Raw genomic sequence first — 21,482 nt, forward strand, 5'->3', positions numbered from 1 at the left:
CCGGTGGTCGTCGGGTCAGTTACCTGCGCCCCTGAGTCGTGCCGGATCGAGCCCGCACACCATGGTGCGCAATTGCCCCAGCATCGACTGCTGCAGCACCGCCTCCCACCGCGGGACTTCGTCCTTGCGCAGGACCTCTTCGCCTTTGGCGAAGTATTCGGTGAAATACACCCGGCCGAACTGGGCTGTCTTGCCTTGTTCGCAGTCGATTACCCGCAGCGAGCTGGAGCTGCGTACCCAGGTTTCGCCGGAGCCGATCTTGGCGGGCTTGGCGTAGTTGTTGATCAGGTTGAACTGGCGCAGCTGTGGTTTGCCCTGGTACAGCGCCACGGAATGGGCATCGAAGAAGGTGGCGACTTCGGACGTCGAGAGGATCTCGAACAGGCCGGCTGGCTTGTCGGAAGAGGGAGTTGGCGCGACAGGCGCTGCCGGGGTGGTCTCGGGTTTTGCGGCGTCATGGGCGCAGCCGGCCAGGAGCAGGGCGGCGGCCAGGCAGATGAGGGGGCGGGTCAGTTCCATTGCGTCGTAGCTCCTGAACACGTGGAAGACTGCGGGTGCGAGTCCGGGAAATCCACCTCGTAGATCCCCCGGGCAGCGCGAACGGGCAGCGGTTTTGTGATCGCCCTGATGTCGGTGAGTTCCCAGGCGAGCCAGCCGTCTTCGTGATAGCTGGCACAGGCCGCCTCGATATCGGCGACTTCGAAGGGGCGCACGGCCTTGACCCGGACGATGGCTACCGCGTGTCCCTCGTCTTCCTCGCCGTCGTTGTGCAGGAAGCGTTCGTTCTCGACGATCAGCAGGTCCTCGCAGAGGGCCAGGTCAGGATGCCAGCGGCGGATCTCGAGGGTTTTCTGGCCGGAGGCGATTCTTGTGCCGCCGGGGCTGACGATCGAGAGGGTTTTCATATCCCGGTCACTTCCAGTAGGCCCCCATGGACCGCATGACCACGGAGATGTCGTAGACCGTGCTGCGGTTGGTAACAGTGCGATAGACGTTGCAGCGGATTCTGCCTTCGTCCGTGGGGCGTACCGACCTGATGTCGTCGCGGTTCCTGCTTGGGGTCCGGTCCAGATCCTGCGGTGCCGACTTCAGCTCCCCGGTGCTGATCCCGGCGATGACGATGCCCTGGCCGGGCTTGGGGTGTGCTACCTGGCGGGCCTGCCGATACAACGAACGCAGTCCCAGCGCAGCGTTTCTCACGCACAAGTCGTCCACCGCTGTCGCCAGTACATTGCCGCTTTTCGGATCCGGCCAGCGCATGAAGGCGCCTTGTAGCGTCTGCGACGGTTCGCGCAACAGGTTTGCCCCTTTCACCGGATATCCAGGCACGTCGTCGACGAAGGCATAGGTAGTGCGCCCGGGAAAGGTCTCTTTGAGCAAGCCCGGATTGATGACGGCCAGCCGCTTCTCGAGATAGTCCAGGGTGTACCAGCGGGCTTCGACCAACGCCCTGTTGTCGTCGTTTCCTGCGTGAGCCGTGTTGAGCAGGGCCAGGGACAGTACGCTGGTGGCGATTGCTGCGAACTTCATTCGAGATCCTTCTGAAAGTGGGCACGTCCGTGGCGGAGGATACAGGGTTCATCGAGGGCACGGGGAATGCCTTCAGGGCGTTGCGGCTTGCAGCGCATTCATCTCGGCCTCCAGCGCTTCGAGAAAGACCTTGACCCGAGCCGGCACGTAGCGCCTGGTTGGTGTCACCGCCCAAACCGACAGGGCTTCCATCCCGGCGTCCTGCAGTTCGATCTCCACCAGCGAGCCATCGCGCAACTGCTGCACCACATCCCAGTACGCCAGCATGGCGATGCCCAGGCCGGCGACGGCGGCGCTGCGCACGGCATCGACGCTGCTGGTGCTGACCCGGCCATGCATGCGCCGACGCTGGACTTGCCCGTCGATCACGAACGGCCACCGCGCCACGGCCTGGAGCTGGATGCAGTCATGGGCATCCAGGTCGGCCAGGTGCTTGGGGTGACCGCGGTGTTTCAGGTAGGCCGGCGCGGCACACAGCACACGCGGGTTGGGCGCGACCTTGCGCGCGACCAGTTCCGAATCAGCCAGGGGCGCTACGCGCAGGGCCAGGTCGAAACCGCCGGCGACGATATCCACCAGGCGGTCGGACACCTCCAGGTCCACGCGCAGACCGGGGTGCTCGGCCAGCAGTTTCGGCAGCAGGTTCAGCACCACGGACTGGCCGAACACGCTGGGTGTGGTGAGGCGCAGGGTGCCGCTGACGCCGGCGGAGGAGGGGCCAAGCTCGCGCAGAGCGCTTTCTTCGGCATCGATCATCGTCCTGGCGTAGGGCAGCAAGGCTTCGCCCTCGGCGGTCGGCGCGACCGAGCGGGTAGTGCGGTGGAACAGGCGCACGCCCAGTTCCTCCTCCAGCGCCGCCAGGCGTCGCGACACCTGCATGGGCGCCACGTCGAGTTGCCGCGCTGCCGCCGAAAGGCTTCCGGCGCCGGTGACCGAAAGGAAGATGCGCAGATCCGCGACCAGCATTGGTTTTATCCTTTTTGGTTAAGCCGCCTTCACCTCAGCATGGCTTGGTCGGCTTCGTTGTCACTTCTAGGATTGGCTCATTCATCCCTACAGCACTGGAGCGACGAGACAGCCATGAGCCATTCAGACAGCAGGATTCTAACGCCATTCGATATTAAAGGCCTGGCGCTACACAACCGCCTGGCGGTTGCGCCCATGACCCGGGTCAGCGCCACGGAGACCGGGCTGGCCACCCGGCGCATGGCTGATTACTACCAGCGATTCGCCCGGGGCGGGTTCGGCCTGGTGATCACCGAGGGGATCTACACCGACCGGCAGTTTGCCCAGGGCTATCCGTATCAGCCGGGGATCGTCGATGCGCAGCAGTCTGCGGCCTGGCGCACCATCACCGATGCCGCTCATGTGCATGGCGCCAAGGTATTCGCCCAGCTGATGCATGCCGGGGCCTTGAGCCAGGGCAACCGCTTCGTCGATCACAGCGTCGCGCCTTCTGCAGTGCAGCCCAAGGGCGAGCAGATGCGTTTCTACTACGGCGAGGGCAAGTACCGGGTGCCTCGGGCCATGAGCGAGGAAGACATCGCCGATGCCGTCGCGGGTTTTGCCCAGGCTGCGCGGCGCTCTGTGCAGGAGTCGGGGTTTGACGGAGTCGAGATTCATGGCGCCAATGGCTATCTGCTCGACCAGTTCCTGACGGACTACAGCAATCAGCGCGGTGACCGTTGGGGGGGGGATGTTCGTGCACGGATTGGTCTGACGCTGGAGGTGGTCAAGGCGGTTCGGGATGCGGTGGGTGAGGTTCCGGTTGGGGTCAGGATCTCCCAGGGCAAGGTCAATGACTTTGCCCACAAGTGGGCGGGGGGCGAGGCGGATGCCGAGGTGATCTTCGGTTCGCTGACGGATGCGGGTGTGGATTTTGTCCATGTCACCGAGTTCGAAGCCTGGAAGCCGGCGTTCGTGGACAGCGACCGGAGCCTGGTGGCGCTGGCGCGTCGTTATGCGCCGGGTGTCGTGGTGATTGGCAATGGCGGGGTGCAGGAGGGTGAGCGTGCCGAGGCGTTGATCGAGGACGGGGCCGATATCGTTGCGCTGGGCAAGGTGGCGCTGGCCAATCCGGATTTTCCGCGTCGGGTTCTTGCTGGTCAGGCGTTGGCGGCGTTCGATCCGGCCGTTCTCGGGCCGATTGCCGATATCAAGGACGATGAATTGATCGGCAATCTCGGGTTGAAGCTGACCAGACCATCCCTCGCACCTTGATCTGCGGATGACTTTCCAGGGTTTCCCATTCATCCACGAAGACGAAGCCCTGCTTGAGATAGAAGCTCACCGCCCTGGCGTTTTCCGGGGAGACATCAAGGCAGACCTGTCCATGCCCGCGTTCCCGTGCCCGCGCCTTGACCGCCTCGATCAGTTGCTCGGCTGCGCCGCTGCCGCGGGCGTCGGGGGCGAGCCACATGCCGATCAGGTTGAAGCGCCCGGTGTCGCTGAACGCTGCACCGACCATCCCCAGGGTTTGATCCCCAAGCATGGCCAGCCAGAACGCCGTGCCCGTTGATGAGGCGCGTTGCTGCCATTGTTCGTCGGTGTACCCGGCGGCTGTCTGGTAGCTCACGCCAAAGGCTGTGGGGGAGTCGAGGAGGGCGGCTAGGCGGGCCTGCTTGAGACGTTGCCAGTCGTTCTGGGTGGTCAGTCGGAGTTCCATGGGTGATCTTCCAGAAACAGTCCATAACTCTTGGAGGGCGCGGACCCTGTGGGAGCCGGCGTTGCCGGCGATGAGGCCGGCGATGACAATGATGTTGCCTGATCTGCCGCAATCGCTGGCAAGCCAGCTCCCACAGTGACCGCGTTGAACACAACACCTGTGGCTGGCCGAGAAACCTGTGGGAGCTGGCTTGCCAGCGATTGCGGTGGTGCAGCCACTATCGCAATCGCGGGTGAACCCGCTCCCACAGGGTTTTCTATCGGGCACAAAGGCCAGGTTTGATTCAAGACCCCGTGGAACCCGGCGCAGCCCCGCGAATCGTTGCCACCAACCGCGTTTCCCCCGCCCGCGATTCAACCCGCAATTCCCCACCCATCCGCTCGATGCGCATGCGCATGCTGCTCATGCCCACCCCGGTCCCGGCCGCCAGCACCGTCTCCACATCGAACCCGCGCCCATTGTCACAGACCCATAGCCCCAACCCATGTTCCCCTTCAGCCCAAACGCCCACCTCCAGCCGGGTTGCCCGGGCATGCTTGAGCACATTAGTCAGCGCTTCCTCCAGAAAGCGCGTCAACGCCAGCAACTGCGTTGCACTGAACACCCCGGGCCAGTGCTCCGGCAGGTCCCACCGCGTGGTGATGCCCAGGTCATCGAACAGGTCGATGAAGCGCCGCCGCAACGGCGCCAGCCATTCCTGCGGCGATTGCCAGGCCGGCACGGCGGACGAGCCGTCGATCACGTCGCGCAGGTCGCTGCGCAGGGTCTTGAGCACCGAGAGGAACTGCGCCTCGCGCAAGCCCTCGCCATGTTCCATGCGGGCGATCGAGCGCATCAACGAACTGCCCAGGCTGTCGTGAAGGTCGTGGGTCAGCCGCAGGCGTTCATTGAGGCGGATGTTGTCGCCTTCCAGGCGGTGTTCACGCTGCAGGGTCTGGGTCAGCTCCGCGCGGGTGCTGTCGACCGTGGCCCGCAATTCATCGTTGAAACGCTCGATACGCTGCAGGCTGTTGGAGAAGCGCGTGGCCAGGATCAGGAACATCAGCACCGACATCAGCGGGGCAGAGAGCAGGGCGTAGACGCCCTCGATACCGAGGACCCCGGTCAGGGCCAGGAACTCGAAGACGGAAAGGGCGCCGATGCCCAGCCCCAGCAGGATCAGGTAGATATCCTGGACCCGGAACGCCCGCCACAAGAGTTGCAGGCAAACCACGAACAAGGCCAGGCGCAGGGAAAACGCCGAGGTCAGTTGCAGGACTGCCAGGTCGCTCTTTGGTACCACCACCGTCGCCAGGCACAGGGCCAGGGACAGGGTCCACAGCGCGGTCCTGAACCGCGGGAACTGCATGCCGCCGAAGGTCCAGATGAACAGGCAGAACGCCGGACAGTACAGGGCCAGCGCCCCCAGGCTCAGGCGGTCCCAGACTTCGCCATTGGGGAAGGGCCACGACGAGGTCACCAGCATGTTGAGGATACCCAGCGACCACAACAACGAGGCCAGGGCGAACCAGCCGAAGGCGCGCTCCTGGCGGCGGAACAGCCAGAAGGTGAGGAACAATACGCCGAGCACCAGGGAAATCATCAGGCTGACGAAAATTACCTCGCGCTGCTGGAACTCCTGCTTGCGGTATTCGGGCCAGACCTGCGCAGGCGTGCCCAGGCGCACCGTGCCCAGCCCCGGCGCGGCGTGCTCCGAGCCCACCAGGCGAATCCACAAGGTGTTGTCGGCTTGCAGCCCGGACTGCGGCAGCAACCAGTAGCGCGGCAGGTTCCAGCTGCGTGACAGGGGCTCGACCAGGCTGTCATCACGCCACAGCAGGTCATCGTTGAGCCACACCTCGGCGGCCATGACCAGGCGGTCGATATTCAGCGCCAGCACTTCGCCCGGGCAGTCGGCCTGCCAGTCCAGGCGATACCAGACCGCTGCGCTGAAACCGGGCCAGTGCCGTTGCCAAAGGTCCGGCAGGGTGACCGGCTGCCAGCCCTCGACCGGGCGCAAGCCATCGCCAGCCCGCTCGGGAGCGACCGATACCTGGGTAATCACCGGCTGACAACTCGCCCGCGCCAGGCCGGGCAGCCAGGGCAGCAGGGCGAGCAGCAGGATCAGGGCAACAAGCCGCGTTGCCGGGCTTCGTTTACCGCGCGAGTACGCGAGGAAACGGCCAGCTTGCGGTAGATCCGTTTGATATGGCATTCGACGGTATAGCGGGAAATGGTCAGCTGATCGGCGATTTCCCGGTTGCTCAAGCCGCGGGAAACCCATTGCAGAATCTCGTTCTCGCGGGCACTGAGGGCCTCGCCATCCTGGGCATCGGCCGGCTTGGCCAGCGGTTCGGTGGGCAGCAGGGTGAGAATGCGCCGGGCAATGAACGGGTCGATCGGCGCGCCGCCGCGCAGCACGCTGCGGATCGACAGGCTCACCTCGAGGTCATCCCGTTCCTTGAGCACATAGCCGGTGGCCCCGGCACGCAAGGCACCTAGGATCGCTTCCTCGGTGCTCCAGGCCGAGATCACCAGGATCCACAGCGCCGGGTCCTGGGCGCGCAGCTCGCGGATCAGCTCGATGCCATTGCCGTCCGGCAGGCCGAGGTCCACCAGCACCATCGCGGCCGGGTGCTGGCTGACATGGGCGCGGGCCTCGGCGAGGTTGACCGAGAAACTCACCGCATCGGTGCCATAGCCGATCTCCCCGAGCACCCGCGACAGCCGTTGGCGCATCAGTGGATCGTCCTCGACGACCAGTACCGGCGCAGGCAGCAGGGATTCATCAGGAGGGTGATTGGGAATTGCTATCAAGTAATGGCACTCCATGCCGCTAACAAGGAATGCCATTAGTCTGACATGCCGTGACGGCCTTCGACCATCACCAGAATCAGGTATGCCGGGCCGCTGAAATTACCTGATTTCGGTGATAGCCACTTGCCAATAGGTTCACGCCCAATAGCACTTTGCCAGGCCTTGCGGTCCGTATCGCCTGTGCCCACTTTCCGGCCCTTACCTTGTCGTCCGTTCATCGGCAAGGCCCCAGGAGTACCACCATGAACCGCACCTACGCGCTTGTCTGGAGCCCGAATCTCGGGCTGGCTGGCCAACGTCGAGTTGCGCTATGCGCTGACCGATGCCTGGCAGCTCAGCACCTTCGTCGACCACGGCGAAGTGCGGCTGAACAAGGACACCTGGAGCAATGGCGAGAACCACCGCAGCCTGTCGGCGGCGGGCGTGGGTGCACGCTGGGCGGCCTATGGGTGGCAGGTGAACGCGGTGGCGGCGTGGAAGCTGGGCAATGATGATCCGCAAAGCGATGTGGACCGCACGCCGCGGTTGTGGGCGCAGGTGGTTCGATCGTTCTAAGTACCCTGCATGACTCATTGATTTAGCAGGGACTTGTGGGAGCTGGCTTGCCAGCGATTTGGCCAGTCCTGACAACATCATCGTCAGTGCTGGCCTCATCGCTGGCAAGCCAGCTCCCACAGGGTCCGTGTCGCTCTCTCTTTTTTTGGTAATCCTCTCCATGCGCACCCTGTTGTCCACAGCCTGCCTCCTGCCGCTGTCCTGCCTTGCCCAGGTGCTGCCGTTCCAGGAGCTGCCCGACCTGCCGACCCGCAGCAGCCTGTCGCTGGCCGACACCCATTACGACCTGCCCGAAGACATCACGGCGATGCCGTTCCTCAGCGGCAGCGTGGCTCTGGACAACTTCGGCGGCCATGATGACCAGGGCCGCCTCGCCAGCGGCCTCAACCTGCATGGCCTGCTCGCCACGGACGACTTGCTGAGCCTGCGCAGCCTGGGCTCGGCCGAGGCGGGGCACTATCACTGGGCCGCTTACTCCCTGGCCGTCAGCCCATGGTCCAGCCGTGTCGGCTTCATCCTCTCGGACCTGGCCTACAAGCTCGGTGACGAACTGCAAGCCCTCGACGCCAAGGGCAAGGCGCGTACCGCCAGTGCCTTTATCCTCCAGCCGCTGTTGCAAACCGCAGGCTTCGATCTCAAGGCCCGCCTGCAATACGACGACAAGCACCTGCGCGATGAATCGGGACTGCTTGCCTTCGACAGCGACAAGCACTCCCGGGTCTTCGACTACGGTCTGCTGGCCACGGCGGGCAGGAGCGCCCTGGAACTGAACTGGCGCCAGGGTCGCCTGGAGATCGAAGGCTCGCCCTGGTCGCTGGTCGGCAAGGCCGATACGGGGCGTTTCAGCGCGCTGCGCGCAAGCCTGGCACGTCTGCAGCCACTGGGTGATCGCCTGGCGCTGTACGTGGGCGTGCGAGGGCAATGGTCGAACGACAACCTGGATGACTCGGAAAAGCTCTATCTCGGCGGTGTCTTCGGCGCGCGCTACGAACCCCAGACCGCCGCCTTCGGCGACCAGGGCTGGCAGGCCAGCGCCGAATTGCGCTATGCCCTGACCCAACACTGGCAACTGGTCGCCTTTGCCGATCATGGTGAGGCACGCTTGAATACGCCCAGTTGGACCGTCGACACGGCACCCCGGCGCCTTTCGGCTGCAGGGTTTGGCGGAAGCTGGTCAAATGGGGGCTGGAATATCAGCGCGCTGGCGGGCTGGCCGCTGGGGGAGCGCGAGAGTGAGGATCGTCAGCCGCGAATCTGGGGGCAACTGGCGTATTCCTTCTGATTCCCTTTCGGCGGGCAGATGGTCTACCATGCCGCCCGCCGGTTTCCTTCACGGAATCAATAGGGAATCCGTAGCCCGTCCCGCACGGGCCAAACGGAACTGCCCCCGCAACTGTAGGTGCCGAGTCTGCTCCTTTTGATCGCCACTGGATCCTTCGATCCGGGAAGGTGGGGCCAGATGAGGACGCACCAGTCAGGAGACCTGCCGGCATACATTTACCAACCGGCGGGGTGTCCGGGATGGACATCCCGCCCTGTCCCTGGGTGGCGCTCCCTGCTGCCGGCCGGGAGCCCGGTGATGCCTGTCCGCGCGCTCGTCCCGCGCCGCGTTCGATAGGAGATCGCCCCTGATGTTGCCTCGCTTCGCCATCCTGCTTGCCGGACTCAGCCTGACCTGTCTGGCCCAGGCCGCCGCTACCCACTATCCCCTGACCATTGACAACTGCGGCATGCCGCAGACCTTCGCCCAGGCGCCGGAGCGCGCCGTGACCATCGGCCAGGCCGGCACCGAGATGCTCTATGCCCTTGACCTGGGTGACAAACTCGCCGGGACTTCGCTGTGGTTCAACGATGTGCTGCCCGAGTTCGCTGCGCAGAACGCCAGGGTGCCGCGTTTGGCCGACAACGACCCGAGCTTCGAGTCGGTCACCGGCAAGCGCCCGCAACTGGTGGCGGTGCAGTTCGAGTGGATGGTCGGCGCGCAAGGCGTGGTCGGCACCCGCGAGCAGTTCCACGAGCTGAGTATCCCGACCTACATCCTGCCCTCCGATTGCGAAGGCAAGGACAACCTGGTCGGCGCCGATGGCACCCGGACCCAGCCGTTCAATATCGACAGCATCTACAAGAGCGTCAGCCAGCTGGCGCAGATCTTCGACGTGCAGGACCGGGGCGAGGCGCTGAATGCCCGGCTCAAGGGGCAGATGGACAAGGCCAGGGCGCAGCTGGCCGGCAAGGACCTGAGCAAGACCAGCGCGGTGTTCTGGTTCTCCAGTGCCGATATGGAAGTCGACCCATATGTGGCGGGCCGCAGCGGCGTGGCCGACTACATGCTGCAGACCCTGGGCGTGCGCAACGTGGTCGAGTCCAACGAGGAATGGCCCTCGGTGGGCTGGGAGACCCTGGCCAAGGCCAATCCGACCTGGATCATCATCGCCCGCATGGACCGCCGCCGCTTCCCCGCCGATGACTACCTGAAGAAGCTGGAATTCCTGCGCAGCGACCCGGTGGCGCAGCATATGGACGCGGTGAAGAACAACCGCATCATCGTTCTCGACGCCGATGCCATGCAGGCCGGTATCCGACTGTTCCGCGGCCTGGAAACCCTGTCCACGGCCTTTGCCACGGGCAAGGCGGTGGCTCAATGAGGGCTGTGCTGCTCGCCCTGGCCGGCCTGGTGTTCAGCGGCGTGGCGCTGGCCGAAGTGCATGAAGTGAAGATGCTCAACCGTGGCGCTGGCGGTGCCATGGTCTACGAGCCGGACCACCTGCACATTGCGCCCGGCGATAGCGTGCGCTTCCTGCCGACCCAGGCCAGCCACAATGCCGCCAGCCTTCCAGGGTTGCTGCCGGCAGGGGCCCAGGCGTTCAAGAGCAAGCTCAGCCAGCCGTTCGAGCAGACCTTCAGCGTGCCGGGGCTGTATGGCATCCAGTGCGTGCCGCACCTGGCCATGGGCATGGTCATGCTGATCCGGGTGGGGGATGGGTCTGTCGACAAGGCGGCGTTGCCGGATGGCCTGCCGGCGCGGGCAACTGCACGTCTGGCCAGTCAGCTGGAGAAGCTGGGGGCCGCTCAGTGAGTGCGTTCAGGTACCTTCCGCTGCTGGTTGCAGCACCGTTCGCCCAGGCCGACCCGGCGCAATCGCAGTCCAACGGCTTTATCGCGGACAGCACCTGGAGCGTGCTCAACCGCAGCGTCTTTGACCAGCGCGACTATCGCCACGGCGGCCGCAATGGCAGTGCGCGCAATGCCTGGAAGCCGCGCAGCGAGCGTAATGGCCTGGCGCAGGAATGGGCTTATGGCCTGATGGGCAGCTATCAATCCGGCTTTACCCAGGGCACGGTCGGTTTCGGGGTGGACGCCCATGGTTATCTCGGCGTGAAGCTCGACAGTGGGGGCGGTCGTGCCGGCAAGGCGCGCTTGCTCAGCGTCGATAACGAGGGGCATCCGAAGGACGATTACGGCCGGGCCGGCGCGGCGCTCAAGGTGCGGGTGTCCGACACGGTGCTGGCCTGGGGCGAGCAGCGGGTGAAAACGCCGGTGTTCAGTTCTTCCGATAGCCGTCTGCTGCCCGAGACCTTCACCGGCTTCTTCCTCACCAGCAACGAGATCGACACACTCAAGCTGGTGGCCGGCCACTTCACCGAGAACGCCGACCGCAATGCCTCCAGTCATGACCAGGGCTTCGTGGTCAATTACTCCAACGCCGAGCAGGGCAATGCTTTCGACCTGGCCGGGGCGGTGTGGAACCCACGCGATGATTTCAGCGCCAGCCTGTACACCTCGCGCTACGAGGACAGCTGGAACCAGCATTACCTCGGCAGCACTTTCACCCACGCCCTGGATGACCGCAGCAGCCTGAGCCTGGATCTCAACCTGTATCGCACCACCGACACCGGCAAGGCCCTTTCGGGGCGGATCGACAACACCACCTGGAGCCTGATGTCGCGCTACGTCCGCGGGCCTCATGGCTTCGGGCTTGGCTGGCAGCAGGTGGATGGCAACACGCCGTTCGACTACGTCAGCCGTGGCGCGATCTATATCAGCAACGCGGTGCAGCTGTCCGACTTCAACGCGCCCAACGAGAAGTCCTGGCAAGCGCGCTATGACCTGGACATGGGCGCGTTCGGGATGCCGGGGTTGAACCTGACGGCGCTCTATGTCCGTGGCTTCGATATCGACGGGACCCATGTCGATCCGAACGGTGGCTATGCGTACCTGGGCTACGGCAAGGACGGCAAGCACTGGGAGCGGGATCTGGAAGCGCGTTATGTGGTGCAGGACGGCAAGGCCAAGGGCCTGGCCTTCTCGATTCGGCACAATGTGCACCGGGGGGATACGGCGCAGGCGGAGCTGGATGGGGATCAAATCCGTTTGGCGGTGGAGTATCCGTTGGGCGGCGGGCTCTGATCGGGCCTTGTGGTGCTTTTCAGGGCCTCATCGCTGGCAAGCCAGCTCCCACAGGTTCAGCGGTGCGCGCGGTACCCGTGGGGGCTGGCTTGAAATCCTCAGTGGGTCTGTCCCACACCGCTGGCAGGTGCAGCGGCTGGCTCATCATGCAACGAAATCCGGCTGGTCTCCGGCAACGCCAACCCTCCGACCAACGCCACCAAGGCAATCACCACCAGATAGAACGCCGGCGCCAGGCTGCTGCCGCTGAGGCCGATCAGCCAGGTCGCCATCAGTGGTGCGGTGCCCCCGAACAGGGTGTAGGCCACGTTGTAGGTCATCGCCGAGGCGGTATAGCGGGTGCGGGTCGGGAAGGTTTCCGAGAGCAGCGCCGCTGTCACTACGCCTGACGACACCGCGCCCACCGCCAGCAGGATGACCCCGACCACGGCCGCCACCACATTCCCGGAACTCGCCAGCCAGTAGGCCGGGAACACCGCGACGATCACCCACAGGCAGGTCAGGCCGATGGTCCGGCGCCGGCCGAAGCGGTCGGCGAAGGCACCTGCCGCTGGACACGCGCCGGCCGCGAAGAGCAGGGCGATGGTCGAGACCATCAGCGACTGCGCCCGGGTCAGATGCCCGACCACCTGCAGGTAGGTCGCGAAGTAGGTGGTGAACATGTAGAACGACAGTGCCGTCAGCGAGATGAACGCCCCCAGGCGCAGCATCGCGCCTTTCTGCTGGGTCAGGGTTTCCCGCAGCGGCGAGTGGGCATGCTCCTTCTGCTCCGCCATGGCCAGGCGGAAGGCCGGGGTTTCCTCCATTCTCCAGCGCAGGTAAAGGCCGACGATGCCCAGCGGCGCGGCCACCAGGAACGGCACGCGCCAGCCCCACTGGGACATGGCCTCGGCGGACAGGCTGGCTTCCAGCAGGTAGGCGATCACCGCAGCGCTGGCGAAGGCGGAGAAGGTCGACACCGGGAGGAAACTGCCATACCAGGCGCGCTGGTGATTGGGCGCATGTTCCATCAGGTAGGCGCAGGCCCCGGCGTATTCACCGCCGGCGGAGAAGCCCTGGACGCAGCGGGTCAGGGTCAGCAGCACCGGGGCCATAAGGCCGATGCTGGCGTAGGTCGGCAGCAGGCCGATCACCGTGGTCGCGGCGGCCATCATCAGTACCGTGGCCGAGAGTACACGCTTGCGGCCTAGGCGGTCGCCCAGTGCGCCGAAAACGATCCCGCCGAGCGGGCGCAGGGCAAAAGCTACGGCGAACACCGCGAAGGTTTGCAGCAGGGCGGCGTTGGGGTCATCGCTGGCGAAGAACTGCTTGGCGATGATGGTGGCGAGAAAACCGTACACGGCAAAGTCGAACCACTCGACGAAGTTGCCCACGGCTGCGGCGGCGGTCACCTTGCGCAATGTGGCGGGGGATACGCTGATGGTCTCGGTCATGACCGGTGCTCTCCTGGGTCTTGCAGCGGCGCGAATGGGGTTTCGCGCACGATGCAAGGCGCCCGGGCCGGTCGGCAAGATGGGTGTCTCGATCGGGATGATGGGGGTCGTATTGGGTGAGGGTGGGCGCAGTAACCGGGACGCACGCGGATCTTGTAGGAGCTGGCTTGCCTGCGAAGGACCGCAAAGCGGTCCCGAAACCTGTCTCACCGTGTATCGGGATGACTACGGTCTGGCAGGCACCGAATCCGTAATCGAGCGAGGTGCCGGCTCGTGCTGGATGGTTTTGGGACCGCTCTGCGGTCCTTCGCAGGCAAGCCAGCTCCTACAGGGGCCTCAGGCCAGATGCTTTTCCAGCGGCTGGAACACCATCCCGGCAAACTCGCCCACCTCACCACTGCGCACGAACCCATAGCGTTCATAGGACGGCACTGAGGACAACGACGCCCTGACCGTCACCACCTCGCTCCTGGCCTGCTCCAGCGCCGCCTCCATCAGGCGTCGGCCAACGCCCTTGCGCTGCCATTGCGGCAGAACGAAGAGCATCGCCACGTGCCGGCCTTCCTTGAGCTCTATCAGCCCGACCAGCAGCTCATCGATAACACAGGCCAGCATCAGGTTGTCACCCTTCATGCGCTCGGCGAAGGCGGTCTCTGTCGCAATCCCCGAAAAGGTTTCCACGCCTTGCGCCGACAGCGACGGCGCCACCGCCTGCATGAAGGCCTCCAGGCACAGGGCGCTGGCGTGGGGAAGGTCGGCGTGGGTGAGGTGGCGTATCTGCATGAGGGTCGTCCTTGGTTTCGAGAGTCGCTGCTTGCGTAAAGGGAGGGAGTCTACCCAAGAGAATGCCCAACTATTGACATGATTGTTAAAGGCAAATATATATTTGCTCAAAGCAACTAAATGAGTCGTCTTGCCAATGAACGCCATTCTTCTTGAACACGCCGACGCCATCCGCCGCTTCAACCGCTTCTACACCCGCCAGATCGGCGCCCTGGACGAGCATCTGGCGCGCACCGGGTTTTCCCTCAGCGAAAGCCGCATCCTCTTCGAACTGGGCAGCACCCCGGGCCTGACCAGCGCCGAGCTTCGGCAACTGCTGGGCCTGGACGCCGGCTACCTGAGCCGGATCATCGCCGGCTTCGCAAGGAAAGGCTTGATCAGCAAGTCGCGCTCCGCCAGCGATGCGCGGGCGACGGTGCTTCAGCTCACTGCACAGGGCAAGGCGGTGCTGGCCTCTCTCGAGCAAGCGGCCCGCGAAGAGGTCGCGCTTCTGCTTCAGGACATGCCTGCGGCCCGGCAACAGCAACTGATCCTGGCCATGGCGCAGGTCCAGTCGCTGCTTGGCGAGCGCGACAGCTCATACATCCTGCGCCCGCCCCAGGCCGGGGACATGGGCCTGATCGTCCAGCAGCAGGCGCAGCTCTACACCCGTGAATACGGCTGGAACCCGGAGTTCGAGGCCATGCTGGCGGAGATCGTGGCGAAGTTCCTGCGCGAGTTCGACCCGGCTGCGGAGCGCTGCTGGATCGCCGAAAAGGACGGCAAGGTGATCGGCTCGGTCTTCGTCACCCGCCACGACGACAGCACCGCCAAGCTGCGCATGCTGTACGTGGATGCCAGCGCCCGTGGCCTGGGCATCGGCCAGCGGCTGATCGAAGAAACCCTGCGCTTCGCCCGGGACAGCGGCTACACGCGGATGATGCTATGGACGGTCAGTGTGCTGACCGATGCCCGGCGCCTGTACCAGAAGGCGGGTTTCCAACTGGTCGAGGAGGCGCCGGTGCATGAGTTCGGCAAGGATCTGGTCAGCCAGACCTGGGCCTTGCAACTCTAGGTTTTGTACGAAAAGTGCCTGCGCGACGATCATGCTGCGTTGAAAACAGGCTCGGAATGCTCATTGACAACCAGTCAACTCCGCTTCCTCGCCTGTTTTCGCCTTGCCTGATCGCCGCTCGGCGACTTTTCGTCCAAACCCTAGCCGGCCTGGGTGGCCAGGCTATTGCTGACATTGCGCCCCAGCACCAGCACGGTGATGAAACCACACCCCACCAGCGCCGTGGCCAGGCTCAGCAGCAGCGCACTGCCGAACTGGTCGACGATCTGCCCACCGAAGAACGAACCCAGGGCAATGATCACCTGGAACATCGCAACGAACAGCGGCATGCCGCGCTCCACGTCCTTGGGCGCGACCACGAACATCCAGATGCTGGCGCAGGCCGGGAAGGCACCGAAGGCGAAGCCCCACAGCGCGATCAGCATCACCGCGCCGGTCATGCCGGTGGCGAAGTAGGGGAACAGCGCGGTGCTGGCGCCGATCATCAGCGCGACCAGCAGCAGGGTATGGCGCACGCTCTGGTTGGCGGCAAAGCCGGCGAAGAGGTTGCCGATCACCCCGGCTACGCCGTAGAGCAGCAGCAACGAGCTGATGGTCGCGCCATCGAAGCCGGAGCTGTGCTTGAAGAACGGCGCGACATAGGTATAGGCGGCAAAGTGCGCCAGGCCGATCAGCAACACGGCGATCAGGCCGACCCGGGCCAGCGGGTTGATGAACAGGGCCGGCAGGTCGCTGACGCGGATCGCCTTGTCGGGTGTCAGCTTTGGCAGCAGGAAGACCTGCGCCAGCAGCACCGGAATGCCCACCAGCGCGGTGGCCAGGAAGGTCATGCGCCAGCCCATCAGGCCGCTGAGCCAGGTGCCGACGGGCACGCCGAGCACGGTGGCGAGGGTCACCCCGGCCATGATGATCGAGGTGGCCTGGGCCACGCCGACTCCCTTGGGTGCCAGGCGCCCGCTCAGGGCGATGGCGGTGGCCCAGAAGCCGCCGATGCTGATGCCCAGCAGGACGCGGCCGACCAGCAGCAGGTTGAAGTCGCTGGCGAAGGCGACCACCGAGTTGGCGAGGATCATGATCAGCGTCAGGCCGACCAGCAGGTAGCGTCGGTCCATCGCGCCAATACCCACCGACAGCAGCGGCGCGGCGAGGGCGGCCATGATGCCGGGCAGGGTCACCATCAGTCCGGCATGGCCGGCGCTGATGCCCAGGTCGCTGGCGACATCGTTGAGCACGCCCACCGGCAGGAATTCGCTGGTCACCAGGGCGAAGGCACCCACGGCGACGGAGAGGATCGCCAGCCACTGCTGGAAAACGCTTTGTTGATCATGTTCGGGACGGCCCCGTGGGGCCTGGCTGGCGCTTGGCATAGTGTCGGATTCCAAGGAGGGAGGTCGCCTGGAGCAGGCGGGAAAGCGGGGAAAATCGAAGGGGATTATAAGAGCGCGGTTCCACCGCTCGACAGGCGGGCGGTTCGATAGTAATCATCAGTGTGATCGATGGGACATCCGTGATCGTGGAATGGTCACGGGGTGGTTGGATTCGCGTTCTCCGGTTTGGTCATCCTTCCTGTAGCGCGGTATCTGCCAGCCACCTCAGGAACGCGCTCACCTGCACCTGCCGCTCCCTTCCCGGTACGCACGCAGCAACGTACCGCGGCCCCGGCAGGCTGATTTCTGGCCTGTAGGCCACCAGTTCCCCACGCCTGAGGCTGTCAGCGACCAGCACATTGCTGGCCAGCACCAGCCCGTGACCGGCGATGGCTGCGCTCAAGGCAAAATGCTCATCATCGAACTCACGCATCTGCGCGGTTTCCAGCCAGGCCTGGCAAGCCGCTGACGCACACCAGCTTTGCCAATTGACCGGGAATGCGCCTGGAATTTTCCATTGCAGGTTGATCAGCTCGAGCTGATCCAGGTTCAGCGAGGCGACCAGGTCCGGGGCGCCGTAAGCCGAAAATCGCTCATTCATCAGCGCTTGGCAGAACAACCTGGGGTCATCGCGGCTGACCGAGCGAATGGCAAGATCGATGCTGGAATCACGCAGGAGATCGACGAGTTCATTGCGTGTATCGACCCGCACGGTGAATTGTGGGAAGCGCCGGTAAAAGCCACCCAGCCGTGGAATCAGCCAGGCTGCGGCCAGGCCCGGCGTAGTGGTGATGGTCAGGGTCTGGTGAACGGTGTCCGGCTGCAAAGCCTGCAGACTGCGGCGAATGTCTGATAACGCCTGATGGGTCTGGCGATAGAGCAACTCACCCTCATCGGTCAATGCCACGCCTTGTCCGGACCGATTGAACAGCAGCGTTCCGAGGTGGGTTTCCAGTGTTTTGACCTGGTGGGAAATGGCCGCCGGGGTGACCGAAAGTTCCTCAGCGGCCGCCTTGAAACTGCCCAGCCTCGCCGCCGCTTCGAAGGTGCGCAGCGCGTTGAGTGGAAGAGTCGAAAACACGCAGGGCTCCCTGAATGAATTGAATTGATGCGGATTCAATTTATCTCATTTTTCCTGGTGCGTAGGGGAGGGTACCGTCGCTGGTATTCGACTTGCCCAACCTTCGGAGAACATCGTGCAAGGCCCTTCCAGAAAAATCCTTCAAGCCATCCTCTATGAGTCGATCGCTATTACGGTGCTGTCACCCAGCATTGCGTCGATATACGGCGAAGGTTTGGCTCATGCGGGTGCGCTGTCAGTGATGTTGTCTGTCAGCGCGCTGCTGTGGAACGTACTGTTCAACCATGTTTTCGAGTACTGGGAAGCGCGCCAGCCCCGGCGTGAGCGGACATTGAGCAGACGGTTGCTCCATTCACTGGGTTTCGAGGGCGGACTGGTTCTGCTGTTGGTGCCACTGGTGGCCTGGTGGCTGGAGATTTCCTGGTGGGCTGCACTGGTCACTGATCTGGGGTTGTTCGTGTTCTTCTTTTTCTACGCGCTGGTATTTCAGTGGGTCTTCGACAGGGTGTTTGATCTACCAGTGTCCGCGAAGGAGGCGGGTTCTGTTAACTCATAATCCGCCCGAAACGCCAATTGGCCATCCTGCGATGGGTCGTGAACGGCCGTTTACGAGCCATAGCAGACGCTCATGTTGCGGCCTAAAGACCCAATTTCTTGGGCCTGCCACCGGAGACCATCTGAGTTCCATCCGTTCGCTGTAGTAGCCCGGGTTTCAACCTCAGCGCACCGGTGTACTTTTCTGACACCACTTAAGCGCGCGCAGTGCTTCATCTTGGGTTACCAGGGCGTAACGGAAATAGAAGGGGCTACGCTGGTAGTTGGCGTGGGACTCCAATCCAAGCAACTGGCCGTCGGCTTTGAAGGGCTCGGTGTTTTCCTGGTCGGCGATGAAGTAGGTCTTGCCACTCTCAACCTGCAGATCGAAAGCGCTATTGTCCCGGCTTGCAAGCAGGGGCGAGGTTGACGACTTGATGTGGTACTTGCCAGCTGGCAGGTGGGTGACGAAATAGCTTCCACCTAGCAGTTCGCCGGCGGTGTTGCCGTTGACGGTGATGGTTGCCGGGACCTTGGCTGCGATGGTGGGCATGACTCGGTAGAAGTACAGGGTGGCCTGGTCGGCGCGTGGCGCTTCGAGTGTGTCGAAGAATGGGCGCCCCTCCAAGTTGGAAGTGCTGCAGCCGGCGAGGAGGAGGGAGGTGGCGACCACTACAGCGGCCAGGAAGTGCTTGATCATCGTGGGGGGATACTCGATCAGAAGTTGCAGAGGCCTTTGCCATTGTCACGGGCATCAGACGTTGGCCAGGGGGCGAAGGGGGCGCTCTCGGCGACGTTGTTGATGGGGCGGTCTTTGAGTATCGGGAACTTCTTCACCAAAGGCTCCACGGCCGGCTCCAACTGGCTGTTGCGGGTCAGACAGTAGCTCAGGGAATTAGCGGTGTAGTTGCCGATGTAGGCTACTTCTCCAGCCTTGACGGTGAAATGGTCGGCGGCGCGCCTGGCCATCGACTTGCCAGCGTAGTACTGGTACTGCCAACCGGTGACTTCATAGGTACCTGGTGGGACCTGGTACATGAAGTGTTCGCCCAGAACGAAACGGCCGTGGACGTCTTTGTTGTTCCCGAGGGTCCTGAGCTGGATACGTGTGGCGGGCTCGCCCTGACGTTGGATGTCTATCTGCAGACCGTGCGGTTGCGTGAGGAAACCTTCGGCGATGCGGCCAACTATGACGGCTTGAGTTGGGTCCGGGGGTTTGCTGTTGTCGTACTGGTTGGCTGTGCATCCGCTGAGGATGAGGGCGACCGTGACCAAGATAAAGCGGGCATACATAGGGCTCTGTTCCTTGAGGTGATCGAGGCCATTAGGCCTGTGAGCGTCCGTGTAGATCAATTCGACCTTGTTCGGGTAACGATTCAAGCGGATATGCATGTCTTGCCTCGCAACGTCTGCGAGGCGTTAAGTTGAATAGCTTTTGGTTTCGTGGGTTCCTCCTGTCCTCAAATTCTGGCCGTCGTGAGCGTCCGCCCCTGGCCGTAAGCAGCCTTTAGCCAACAGCAGCTTTGGGTCGAATGCGGACACTCACTACAATCTACCCAACGCAGCCACCCCGCATCAACATTCATGAGCACTGCTCATGAACCCTTCCCAATTTGACCCTCTAGTCCCCCATCCCGACCTCCCTTAATGTTCTCTCAACGCCAACGTCAGGAGAACCACATGAACAAGCGCACACTCGGTTGCAGTTCACTCGAAGTGTCCGCCCTGGGCCTGGGCTGCATGGGTTTGAGCCATGGCTATGGCCCGGCGACGGACACGCAACAGGCCATCGGGCTGATCCGCGCAGCAGTGGATCGGGGCGTCACCTTCTTCGACACCGCCGAGGTCTACGGCCCCTACCTGAACGAAGAGGTTGTGGGGCAGGCGCTGGCCCCGATTCGTGATCAGGTGGTGATCGCAACCAAGTTCGGCTTTACCTTCGGCGCCGACAATAAACAGCAGATCCTCAACAGCCGTCCGGAGCATATCCGCGTCGCCGTCGAAGGATCACTGCGCCGCTTGAAGACCGATGTCATCGACCTGCTTTACCAGCACCGGGTTGATCCGGACGTGCCGATCGAGGACGTTGCGGGTGCGGTGAAGACTCTGATCGAGGAGGGCAAGGTCAAGCATTTCGGTCTGTCGGAGGCCGGGGCGCAAACCATTCGCCGCGCCCATGCGGTGCAACCGGTGACGGCGCTGCAAAGCGAATACTCGTTATGGTGGCGGGAGCCGGAGCAGGAGATTCTGCCTACGCTCTGGGAGCTGGGCATAGGACTGGTACCGTTCAGTCCGCTGGGCAAGGGCTTTCTCACCGGCACCGTGTCGCCGGAGACGACTTACGCCAAAGACGATTTCCGCAGCGTCGTACCCCGCTTCAGCCAGTCGGCGCTGCTGGCCAATCAGGGCCTGGTCGCCCTGATCCGGCAGATTGCGCAGGAGAAACAGGCTACCCCGGCGCAGATCGCGCTGGCCTGGCTGCTGGCCCAGGCGCCGTGGATCGTGCCGATTCCCGGCACCAGCAAATTGCACCGGCTGGAAGAGAACCTGGGCGGCGCGGACATCACCCTTGACGCCAGCGAACTCAGGGCCATCGATAGCGCGCTGGCGCAGATACCGATCGAAGGTGATCGCTATCCTGAGGCACTCAAGGCGCGGGTCGGGCGATGAGCGATGAACCCGATCCGCTCCGGCGCACGGTGATAGCGGCGCTTGCGAGTGCTCCACTGCTTTCGCTCGCCGACACGCAGGCCGGTGCTGAAACGCCGCGTTCGGGATCACGGATCCTGGTGGCGTACTTTTCGCGCTCCGGCAACACCCGGGTGGTCGCCGGGCTGGTCCAGCGTGGGCTCGGCGCCGATCTGTTCGAGATCCAGCCGGCCAATGCCTACCCCGAGGACTATCTGCAAACCGTGGAGCAGGCGCGCCGGGAGCGTGACAGCGGCTTCGAACCCGAGCTGCAAAACAAGGTTCACGCCCTCAGCGACTACGACACGATCTATCTCGGCTTTCCGATCTGGGGGGAAACCGCTCCGCCCATTGTGCGCGCCTTTCTCAGCGCCCACGACCTGAGCGGCAAGACCCTTATCCCGGTCAATACCCACGGCGGTTTTGGCTTGGGCAACAGCCGCAGCGTGCTGGTCGAGCACGCGCCGAAGGCCAGGGTTCTGGAAGGTTTTGTGATGGAGAGCGAGCAGGAGCGCAAGACCATGGAGCGCGTGAACGGCTGGCTGAGCGATCACCCCCTCACGCCTTGATCGAATTCTCTACGGAGTGA

23 protein-coding genes and 1 riboswitch are annotated in these 21,482 nt (G+C 63.7%); of the genes, 10 read left to right on the forward strand and 13 right to left on the reverse strand.

From position 1 onward, the window contains the following. Positions 1-15: 15 nt before the first annotated feature. From AC2CQI_RS02580 to AC2CQI_RS02595, 4 genes are all read right to left on the reverse strand, one after another. The gene (locus AC2CQI_RS02580) at positions 16-519 is read right to left on the reverse strand and encodes a surface-adhesin E family protein (protein ID WP_484579058.1); all 504 of its coding nucleotides are present in this window, start codon (positions 517-519) and stop codon (positions 16-18) included. After that, on the reverse strand, positions 510-905 hold the full coding sequence (locus AC2CQI_RS02585) for an ASCH domain-containing protein (RefSeq protein ID WP_484579059.1): 396 nt from the start codon (positions 903-905) through the stop codon (positions 510-512). Before AC2CQI_RS02585 ends, AC2CQI_RS02580 begins: the two co-directional genes overlap by 10 nt. Before the next feature lie 7 nt (positions 906-912). After that, positions 913-1,530: a hypothetical protein gene (locus AC2CQI_RS02590; RefSeq protein WP_484579060.1), complete on the reverse strand. Its 618-nt coding sequence runs from the start codon at positions 1,528-1,530 to the stop codon at positions 913-915. Between the two features lie 72 nt (positions 1,531-1,602). Next, complete coding sequence (locus AC2CQI_RS02595; RefSeq protein WP_484579061.1) at positions 1,603-2,496, reverse strand: LysR family transcriptional regulator; 894 nt, start codon at positions 2,494-2,496, stop codon at positions 1,603-1,605. 114 nt (positions 2,497-2,610) lie between these two features. On the opposite strand from AC2CQI_RS02595, the gene AC2CQI_RS02600 reads away from it, so the two are divergent. Beyond that, a complete protein-coding gene (locus AC2CQI_RS02600; RefSeq protein ID WP_484579062.1) occupies positions 2,611-3,750 on the forward strand; it encodes an oxidoreductase in 1,140 nt (379 codons plus the stop codon). On the opposite strand, the gene AC2CQI_RS02605 is transcribed toward AC2CQI_RS02600, so the two are convergent. From AC2CQI_RS02605 to AC2CQI_RS02615, 3 genes are all read right to left on the reverse strand, one after another. Beyond that, positions 3,686-4,195, reverse strand: coding sequence for a GNAT family N-acetyltransferase (locus AC2CQI_RS02605; RefSeq protein WP_484579063.1), 510 nt, complete (start codon positions 4,193-4,195; stop codon positions 3,686-3,688). The genes AC2CQI_RS02600 and AC2CQI_RS02605 overlap by 65 nt on opposite strands. A gap of 283 nt (positions 4,196-4,478) precedes the next feature. Continuing rightward, positions 4,479-6,239, reverse strand: coding sequence for a sensor histidine kinase (locus tag AC2CQI_RS02610; RefSeq protein WP_484579064.1), 1,761 nt, complete (start codon positions 6,237-6,239; stop codon positions 4,479-4,481). A 59-nt stretch (positions 6,240-6,298) separates the two neighbouring features. Further along, positions 6,299-6,991 (reverse strand): response regulator, encoded by a 693-nt coding sequence (locus tag AC2CQI_RS02615; protein WP_484579065.1) that lies wholly within the window; start codon positions 6,989-6,991, stop codon positions 6,299-6,301. Positions 6,992-7,252: 261 nt separating this feature from the next. On the opposite strand from AC2CQI_RS02615, the gene AC2CQI_RS02620 reads away from it, so the two are divergent. The 5 genes from AC2CQI_RS02620 to AC2CQI_RS02640 all read left to right on the forward strand — a co-directional run bounded on the left by AC2CQI_RS02620 (position 7,253) and on the right by AC2CQI_RS02640 (position 11,953). Further along, entirely contained in the window at positions 7,253-7,546 is a 294-nt protein-coding gene (locus tag AC2CQI_RS02620; RefSeq protein ID WP_484579066.1) for a hypothetical protein, read from the forward strand. A gap of 160 nt (positions 7,547-7,706) precedes the next feature. Beyond that, positions 7,707-8,828 (forward strand): ShlB/FhaC/HecB family hemolysin secretion/activation protein, encoded by a 1,122-nt coding sequence (locus AC2CQI_RS02625; RefSeq protein ID WP_484579067.1) that lies wholly within the window; start codon positions 7,707-7,709, stop codon positions 8,826-8,828. A gap of 22 nt (positions 8,829-8,850) precedes the next feature. Then, a riboswitch (cobalamin riboswitch) is annotated at positions 8,851-9,051 on the forward strand. 126 nt (positions 9,052-9,177) lie between these two features. Then, entirely contained in the window at positions 9,178-10,191 is a 1,014-nt protein-coding gene (locus AC2CQI_RS02630) for an ABC transporter substrate-binding protein (protein WP_484579068.1), read from the forward strand. Beyond that, entirely contained in the window at positions 10,188-10,622 is a 435-nt protein-coding gene (locus AC2CQI_RS02635; protein ID WP_484579069.1) for a pseudoazurin, read from the forward strand. The genes AC2CQI_RS02630 and AC2CQI_RS02635 overlap by 4 nt, the downstream gene beginning before the upstream one ends. Then, a complete protein-coding gene (locus AC2CQI_RS02640) occupies positions 10,619-11,953 on the forward strand; it encodes an OprD family porin (RefSeq protein WP_484579070.1) in 1,335 nt (444 codons plus the stop codon). The genes AC2CQI_RS02635 and AC2CQI_RS02640 overlap by 4 nt, the downstream gene beginning before the upstream one ends. A 98-nt stretch (positions 11,954-12,051) precedes the next feature. Here the strand turns inward: AC2CQI_RS02640 and AC2CQI_RS02645 are convergent, their stop codons facing one another. After that, positions 12,052-13,386: an MFS transporter gene (locus AC2CQI_RS02645; protein ID WP_484579071.1), complete on the reverse strand. Its 1,335-nt coding sequence runs from the start codon at positions 13,384-13,386 to the stop codon at positions 12,052-12,054. Positions 13,387-13,722: 336 nt separating this feature from the next. Next, positions 13,723-14,169, reverse strand: a complete 447-nt coding sequence (locus tag AC2CQI_RS02650; RefSeq protein WP_075805532.1) for a GNAT family N-acetyltransferase — start codon at positions 14,167-14,169, stop codon at positions 13,723-13,725. A gap of 136 nt (positions 14,170-14,305) precedes the next feature. Here AC2CQI_RS02650 and AC2CQI_RS02655 point away from each other — a divergent pair, with 136 nt between their 5' ends. Further along, positions 14,306-15,223, forward strand: coding sequence for a bifunctional helix-turn-helix transcriptional regulator/GNAT family N-acetyltransferase (locus AC2CQI_RS02655; protein WP_484579072.1), 918 nt, complete (start codon positions 14,306-14,308; stop codon positions 15,221-15,223). A gap of 140 nt (positions 15,224-15,363) precedes the next feature. Here the strand turns inward: AC2CQI_RS02655 and AC2CQI_RS02660 are convergent, their stop codons facing one another. After that, a complete protein-coding gene (locus AC2CQI_RS02660; RefSeq protein WP_075805534.1) occupies positions 15,364-16,590 on the reverse strand; it encodes an MFS transporter in 1,227 nt (408 codons plus the stop codon). A gap of 190 nt (positions 16,591-16,780) precedes the next feature. Then, positions 16,781-17,671 (reverse strand): LysR substrate-binding domain-containing protein, encoded by an 891-nt coding sequence (locus tag AC2CQI_RS02665; RefSeq protein ID WP_484579073.1) that lies wholly within the window; start codon positions 17,669-17,671, stop codon positions 16,781-16,783. Positions 17,672-17,786: 115 nt separating this feature from the next. Between AC2CQI_RS02665 and AC2CQI_RS02670 the strand changes: the two genes are divergently transcribed. After that, a complete protein-coding gene (locus AC2CQI_RS02670) occupies positions 17,787-18,227 on the forward strand; it encodes a PACE efflux transporter (protein ID WP_484579074.1) in 441 nt (146 codons plus the stop codon). A 162-nt stretch (positions 18,228-18,389) separates the two neighbouring features. Here AC2CQI_RS02670 and AC2CQI_RS02675 read toward each other — a convergent pair whose 3' ends face one another. Together AC2CQI_RS02675 and AC2CQI_RS02680 are read right to left on the reverse strand one after the other, a co-directional pair. Further along, positions 18,390-18,905: a DUF2846 domain-containing protein gene (locus tag AC2CQI_RS02675; RefSeq protein ID WP_075805537.1), complete on the reverse strand. Its 516-nt coding sequence runs from the start codon at positions 18,903-18,905 to the stop codon at positions 18,390-18,392. A 17-nt stretch (positions 18,906-18,922) separates the two neighbouring features. Further along, a complete protein-coding gene (locus tag AC2CQI_RS02680; protein WP_256721191.1) occupies positions 18,923-19,597 on the reverse strand; it encodes a hypothetical protein in 675 nt (224 codons plus the stop codon). A gap of 288 nt (positions 19,598-19,885) precedes the next feature. Here AC2CQI_RS02680 and AC2CQI_RS02685 point away from each other — a divergent pair, with 288 nt between their 5' ends. Both AC2CQI_RS02685 and AC2CQI_RS02690 read left to right on the forward strand, forming a co-directional pair. Beyond that, positions 19,886-20,875, forward strand: a complete 990-nt coding sequence (locus AC2CQI_RS02685) for an aldo/keto reductase (RefSeq protein ID WP_075805538.1) — start codon at positions 19,886-19,888, stop codon at positions 20,873-20,875. Beyond that, on the forward strand, positions 20,872-21,462 hold the full coding sequence (locus AC2CQI_RS02690) for a flavodoxin (protein ID WP_484579075.1): 591 nt from the start codon (positions 20,872-20,874) through the stop codon (positions 21,460-21,462). Before AC2CQI_RS02685 ends, AC2CQI_RS02690 begins: the two co-directional genes overlap by 4 nt. The last annotated feature ends 20 nt before the right edge of the window (positions 21,463-21,482 follow it).

This window comes from Pseudomonas sp. P2S-1 (assembly GCF_057197725.1).

Excerpts from the sequence above, each read along its gene's own strand:
- AC2CQI_RS02580 (WP_484579058.1), bottom strand. The coding sequence starts at position 519 with ATGGAACTGACCCGCCCCCTCATCTGCCTGGCCGCCGCCCTGCTCCTG.
- AC2CQI_RS02690 (WP_484579075.1), top strand. The coding sequence starts at position 20,872 with ATGAGCGATGAACCCGATCCGCTCCGGCGCACGGTGATAGCGGCGCTT.
- AC2CQI_RS02605 (WP_484579063.1), bottom strand. The coding sequence starts at position 4,195 with ATGGAACTCCGACTGACCACCCAGAACGACTGGCAACGTCTCAAGCAG.
- AC2CQI_RS02655 (WP_484579072.1), top strand. The coding sequence starts at position 14,306 with ATGAACGCCATTCTTCTTGAACACGCCGACGCCATCCGCCGCTTCAAC.
- AC2CQI_RS02630 (WP_484579068.1), top strand. The coding sequence starts at position 9,178 with ATGTTGCCTCGCTTCGCCATCCTGCTTGCCGGACTCAGCCTGACCTGT.
- AC2CQI_RS02590 (WP_484579060.1), bottom strand. The coding sequence starts at position 1,530 with ATGAAGTTCGCAGCAATCGCCACCAGCGTACTGTCCCTGGCCCTGCTC.
- AC2CQI_RS02585 (WP_484579059.1), bottom strand. The coding sequence starts at position 905 with ATGAAAACCCTCTCGATCGTCAGCCCCGGCGGCACAAGAATCGCCTCC.
- AC2CQI_RS02645 (WP_484579071.1), bottom strand. The coding sequence starts at position 13,386 with ATGACCGAGACCATCAGCGTATCCCCCGCCACATTGCGCAAGGTGACC.
- AC2CQI_RS02660 (WP_075805534.1), bottom strand. The coding sequence starts at position 16,590 with ATGCCAAGCGCCAGCCAGGCCCCACGGGGCCGTCCCGAACATGATCAA.
- AC2CQI_RS02625 (WP_484579067.1), top strand. The coding sequence starts at position 7,707 with ATGCGCACCCTGTTGTCCACAGCCTGCCTCCTGCCGCTGTCCTGCCTT.
- AC2CQI_RS02675 (WP_075805537.1), bottom strand. The coding sequence starts at position 18,905 with ATGATCAAGCACTTCCTGGCCGCTGTAGTGGTCGCCACCTCCCTCCTC.
- AC2CQI_RS02650 (WP_075805532.1), bottom strand. The coding sequence starts at position 14,169 with ATGCAGATACGCCACCTCACCCACGCCGACCTTCCCCACGCCAGCGCC.
- AC2CQI_RS02600 (WP_484579062.1), top strand. The coding sequence starts at position 2,611 with ATGAGCCATTCAGACAGCAGGATTCTAACGCCATTCGATATTAAAGGC.
- AC2CQI_RS02685 (WP_075805538.1), top strand. The coding sequence starts at position 19,886 with ATGAACAAGCGCACACTCGGTTGCAGTTCACTCGAAGTGTCCGCCCTG.
- AC2CQI_RS02635 (WP_484579069.1), top strand. The coding sequence starts at position 10,188 with ATGAGGGCTGTGCTGCTCGCCCTGGCCGGCCTGGTGTTCAGCGGCGTG.
- AC2CQI_RS02595 (WP_484579061.1), bottom strand. The coding sequence starts at position 2,496 with ATGCTGGTCGCGGATCTGCGCATCTTCCTTTCGGTCACCGGCGCCGGA.
- AC2CQI_RS02680 (WP_256721191.1), bottom strand. The coding sequence starts at position 19,597 with ATGCATATCCGCTTGAATCGTTACCCGAACAAGGTCGAATTGATCTAC.